Below are 3,566 nucleotides of genomic sequence, written 5' to 3'. Positions count from 1 at the left end.
GCGGGCCGCCCGGTTGCGGGCGGGACTGCGGGAGGGGTCGGGCTGCTGCTTCATGGCAGGTCGGGGCGCTCCGTGGGGAAGGCGTCGGCGCGCAACGCGTCCCGGAGGTTCCTCGAGGAGACGAGGAGATCCAGGGCGGCCGCGGCCAGTCGCTGCTCGTTCGGGTACGACAGGCGCTCGGCGAGCTCGTCGACCCTGACCCAGAGAGCGTCCTCGGCTTCGCCGTCCGGATCGTTCTCCACGGTCAGGTGACCGCCCTCCGCGCGCAAGAGGTAATGGTGCACCACCTTGTGCACCCGCCGGTCCTCACCGGTGAACCAGTAGTCGATCACGCCGAGCTCCGCCTGGATGGAGCCGCGGATGCCGGTCTCCTCGCGGATCTCGCGGATCGCGGCCTCCTGCGGGGTCTCGCGACCCTCGAGGTGGCCCTTGGGCAGGCACCACTCCAGCCGGCCGGTGCGGTTGCGGCGCAGCAGCACCGCCGCGCTGAACTCCTCGGGACGCTCGGACTCGGCCCGCAGGACGAGTCCGCCGGCCGAGGTCTCGTCCACGATGGGCAGGTGCACGGGGGCGGTCGCAGCGGCGGCACGCCGGGCAGGGTTCACCCGCAACGGGGCCCCGCCGGGCGGCGGGGGCACCTCCGGGCGACCGTCTGGACCGTCGCTCGCCGGAACAGGGGTGGACATGCCCCAACACTACCGACTGACCACCCTTGATCTGGTCAGGTGAGGGGGTGCGGGCGGTTTCGGGCACCGGGTCGCCCCGGCACGTCCGCACCACGTCCGCACCTTCGCACCTCGCCCGCCCGACGGCGGCGCGTGCGCACTCGCATGCCCGCCGGGTGGGCCTCGGTGAGTGGTGCCGTGCCGGGTCTGGGAGAATCTTGGGCTGTGTCTACCCCTGAGCAGGATCTGCTGCGTCGCGCCCTCGGCGTGCTGACCGAGATGGCGCCGGCCGCGCTCGAGCTGGGCGAGCAGTTCCGGGCTGCCGGTCACGAGCTGTCGCTCGTCGGCGGCCCGGTCCGCGACGCGTTCCTCGGCCGCGCGAGCAACGACCTCGACTTCGCGACGTCTGCCTCGCCGGACCAGACGCAGCGGCTCCTCGCGCGCTGGGGCGACGCCCACTGGGACATCGGCAAGGAGTTCGGCACCATCGGCGCGCGCCGGGGCGACGTCGTGGTCGAGGTGACGACCTACCGCACGGACAAGTACGACCCGGCGTCCCGCAAGCCGCTCGTGGAGTTCGGGGACACGCTCGACGGCGACCTGTCGCGCCGTGACTTCACTGTGAACGCCATGGCCGTGCGCGTGCCCGACCTGACCTTCGTGGACCCGTTCAACGGGCTCACCGACCTCGCGGCCGGTGTGCTGCGCACTCCCATCGCGCCCGAGCGCTCGTTCGACGACGACCCGCTGCGCATGATGCGCGCCGCGCGGTTCGCGGCCCAGCTCTCGTTTCACGTGGAACCGGGGACGCTCGCCGCGCTGGTCGCGATGGCCGAGCGGATCGAGATCGTGTCGGCCGAGCGCGTGCAGGCGGAGATCACCAAGCTGATACTGAGCGACAACCCGCGGGCCGGGCTCGAGGTGCTCGTGGACACCGGCCTCGCCGAGCAGGTGCTGCCGGAGCTGCCGGCGCTCCAGCTCGAGATCGACGAGCACCACCGGCACAAGGACGTCTACCAGCACTCGCTCACAGTCCTGGACCAGGCGATCGCTCAGGAGACCGGCGCCGAGGGCGTGGTGCCCGCCCCCGACCTGGTGCTCCGCCTCGCCGCCCTGCTGCACGACATCGGCAAGCCCGCCACGCGCCGCTTCGAGTCCGGCGGCGGCGTCAGCTTCCACCACCACGAGGTGGTCGGCGCCAAGCTGACCGCCAAGCGGCTGCGGGCGCTCAAGTACGAGAAGCAGGTGGTCAAGGACGTTTCACGCCTCGTCGAGCTGCACCTGCGCTTCCACGGGTACGGCGACGGTGCCTGGACCGACTCCGCCGTCCGGCGCTACGTGACCGACGCGGGCCCGCTGCTGGAGCGGCTGCACCGGCTGACCCGTGCCGACTCGACCACGCGCAACAAGCGCAAGGCCAAGCGGCTGTCCGACGCGTACACCGACCTGGAGGACCGCATCTCCGCGCTGCGCGAGCAGGAGGAGATCGACGCGATCAGGCCTGACCTCGACGGCACGCAGATCATGGAGATCCTCGGCATCTCCCCGTCGCGTGAGGTCGGCGAGGCCTACAAGTACCTGTTGGGTCTGCGCATAGAACGCGGCCCGCTGGGCGAGGAAGCAGCGACGGAGGAGCTCAGGAAGTGGTGGGCCGAGCGGGGGTAGGCGTCGCCGCTCGACCGGCGTGCGGGCCTAGACGTGCGTCGGGTCGAAGAGGGCGCTGACCGACTCGCCGCTGTGGATGCGGCGGACCGCCTCAGCGAACGCCGGAGCCACGCTGATCACCGTCAGCTTGTCGTGGTTCAGCAGGCCGGTCGACGGCACCGTGTTGGTGGTGACGATCTCGACCACGTCGGGGTCGGCCGCGATGCGGTGCGCGGCGTCGTTGGCGAAGATGCCGTGCGTGCAGGCGATCCGGACGCTGCGTGCGCCGTGCTCCCGGAGCAGTTCGAGGATCGCCAGGATCGTCGAGCCGTTCGCGATCTCGTCGTCGAGCACGATGATGTCGCGGCCGGTCACGTCGCCGATGAGCGAGGTGATCTCGACCCGGTCGCCGTCGAACCGTTCCTTCGCGGCGGCAGCCACCGGGATGCCGAGCATCTTCGCGAACGCCGACGCGCTCTTCGCGTTGCCCAGGTCGGGGGAGACCACCGTGGCCTTCGAGAGGTCGCTCGGCAGGAAGTGCGCCGCCAGTTCTCGCAGCGCGTTGAGCTGGTCCGTCGGCACCCGGAAGAACGCATGCACCTGCGGTGCGTGCAGCGTCATCGTGAGGATGCGGTTCACTCCCGCCGTCTCCAGCAGGTCCGCTACGAGGCGGCCGCCGACGGAGATGCGCGGGGCGTCCTTCTTGTCCGAGCGCGCGTACGCGAAGTGCGGCATGACGGCGGTGATCCGGGCGGCGGACGCGCCCTTGGCCGCGTCGACCATCAGCAGGAGCTCCATCAGGCTCTCCTGCGCGGGACGCACCACGGGCTGCACGAGATAGACGTCCCGCTCGCGGCAGTTCTCCAGCAGCTGGACCTGCAGGCAGTCGTTCGCGAAGCGCTGGATGTTGATCGGGCTCAGCGGAACGTCGAGATCAGCGCACATCTCCCGAGCGAAACGCTGGCCCCCGGTTCCGGCAAAGACCCTCACCTCGGCCATGGCTGGAGTCTACGGAACGTCGAGCCGACACGCCCGGCCGGAGCAGGCATCATGTGGATCGTGAGCCTCACCGAGTGGCAGGTCTGGGAGCCCTTCGTCGACGCACTGCGCCGGTCGGCACCGCCAGGGACGGGCGTCAGCGAGTTCGCCGGCACGGTCGGCGGGGGCACCTGGGACGGGACCTACCTCGACGACGGCGACGCCACCGCTCGCCGCGCGCACCACCGCGAGGCCGCGCGGGAGGCCGCCCGGACCGGC

At 71.3% G+C, this 3,566-nt stretch carries 4 protein-coding genes; 2 read left to right on the top strand and 2 right to left on the bottom strand.

From position 1 onward, the window contains the following. Nucleotides 1-50: 50 nt before the first annotated feature. A complete protein-coding gene (locus tag PROKR_RS29245) occupies nucleotides 51-686 on the bottom strand; it encodes an NUDIX hydrolase (RefSeq protein ID WP_051109607.1) in 636 nt (211 codons plus the stop codon). Nucleotides 687-890: 204 nt separating this feature from the next. Here PROKR_RS29245 and PROKR_RS29240 point away from each other — a divergent pair, with 204 nt between their 5' ends. Continuing rightward, complete coding sequence (locus tag PROKR_RS29240) at nucleotides 891-2,330, top strand: CCA tRNA nucleotidyltransferase (RefSeq protein WP_036971126.1); 1,440 nt, start codon at nucleotides 891-893, stop codon at nucleotides 2,328-2,330. Between the two features lie 27 nt (nucleotides 2,331-2,357). Here PROKR_RS29240 and PROKR_RS29235 read toward each other — a convergent pair whose 3' ends face one another. Beyond that, nucleotides 2,358-3,308, bottom strand: coding sequence for a ribose-phosphate diphosphokinase (locus PROKR_RS29235; RefSeq protein ID WP_036971122.1), 951 nt, complete (start codon nucleotides 3,306-3,308; stop codon nucleotides 2,358-2,360). 60 nt (nucleotides 3,309-3,368) lie between these two features. Here PROKR_RS29235 and PROKR_RS36610 point away from each other — a divergent pair. Then, a partial coding sequence (locus PROKR_RS36610; RefSeq protein WP_169736640.1) for a hypothetical protein occupies nucleotides 3,369-3,566 on the top strand: 198 nt, incomplete at its 3' end.

Source organism: Promicromonospora kroppenstedtii DSM 19349 (assembly GCF_000515355.1).
Lineage (GTDB): Bacteria > Actinomycetota > Actinomycetes > Actinomycetales > Cellulomonadaceae > Promicromonospora > Promicromonospora kroppenstedtii.
The sequence above is the reverse complement of the archived record's forward strand: the minus strand, read 5'-3'. Positions and strand labels throughout refer to the sequence as shown.